This window comes from Virgibacillus carmonensis (assembly GCF_057836705.1).
Genome location: NZ_JBYQFJ010000147.1, coordinates 1 through 724, shown reverse-complemented (window position 1 = coordinate 724; position 724 = coordinate 1). Strand labels below are relative to the sequence as shown.

1 protein-coding gene is annotated in these 724 nt (G+C 44.1%); it reads right to left on the bottom strand.

The genetic code is table 11. From position 1 onward, the window contains the following. Positions 1-724 (bottom strand): LytS/YhcK type 5TM receptor domain-containing protein (locus AC3G7N_RS21015; protein WP_489424097.1); only part of this gene is annotated, 724 nt, incomplete at both ends.

The window sequence follows — 724 nt, the reverse complement described above, 5'->3', positions numbered from 1 at the left end:
ACTGCCGATGCCTGTACCTCTTTTAAGAGTATGTTACAGGTTGCCTCAGCTGTCTTTGTCGATAATCCTTGCCGCAAATGTCCAATCGTCATTTCAGCTAATCGCAAAGCTTTCTGGGCCTGAATGGCACCCATCTTTTCTTCTTCATGAAAAACACTGCTTATAACCAATACAAATATAGCTGTTCCAATTCCATTGGCCACAATCATCGGTAACCCAATTTCAGCTACAAGCTGGTATGCTTGGTCAAATGGCCTGGAAATAAGTAAAATCAAACCCATTTGCAGTGCTTCAGCCAAACCGCCAACGATCAATGCCACAACGGGAGGAACGTATCTCCTGCTCTTCTGCAGGCGTTTATGAACCAGCCCAGCTAACAGCCCAGCAAGAATACCTGATATACTACAGGAAAACGCAGTAAAGCCACCCAGCATGTAACGGTGTATACCAGCAATCAATCCCGCGCCAAATCCTATTTTCCAACCACCAATCAATCCTGCGATAACAATCCCAATCACCCGAGAATTCGCAATCGCTTCATTTTCATCGAGACCCATCGCCCAACTTGATAACCCCAACGAATTTGTACTTACTACTAATCCCGTATATGTACCAAGTATGCCAAATAACCCGAACATAATCATAACTGGCAAACGCTGTCTATCCGTTACATCTCGTTGATGGATAACCGTTCTAAAATAGCGAACCCTTGTCATCAAAAAAG